The sequence below is a fragment of the Streptomyces pyxinae genome (assembly GCF_024756275.1).
GTDB lineage: Bacteria > Actinomycetota > Actinomycetes > Streptomycetales > Streptomycetaceae > Streptomyces > Streptomyces pyxinae.
In genome coordinates, this window is sequence record NZ_JANUGQ010000072.1 from 1 (window position 1) to 461 (window position 461).

Genomic DNA, 461 nt, shown 5'->3' on the forward strand with positions numbered 1-461 from the left:
GGCGGCTCGGGCGATGAACTCGGGCTCGGGCAGAGCAGCCCGGTCGAGCTTTCCATTGGCGGTCAGCGGCAGCCGGTCGAGCACCATGGTGGCCACCGGAACCATGTACTCCGGAAGCCGCTCGCCCGCGTACGCCCGCAGTTCCTCCCCGGTCACCGCTGCCGTCCCCTCGCCCGCCGGTACGGCGTACGCCACCAGGCGCCGGTCGTCGCCGTCTCCACCGCCCTGGCCCCGGTGGGCCACCACGGTCGCCTGGCGCACCGCCGGGTGGGACAGGAGAACCGCCTCCACCTCGCCCGGCTCCACCCGATGGCCCCGGATCTTGACCTGGTGGTCGGTGCGGCCGAGGTAGATCAGGTTGCCGTCGGTGTCCATGCGGACGAGGTCGCCGGTGCGGTACATCCGGCTGCCGGGCGGACCGAACGGGTCGGGGACGAACCGCTCGGCCGTCTGGACCGGGC

At 73.5% G+C, this 461-nt stretch carries 1 protein-coding gene; it reads right to left on the reverse strand.

Annotation, left to right across the window (positions count from 1 at the left end; genetic code table 11):
• On the reverse strand, window positions 1-461 hold a 461-nt coding region (locus tag NX801_RS30625), incomplete at both ends, for an AMP-binding enzyme (RefSeq protein ID WP_258791232.1).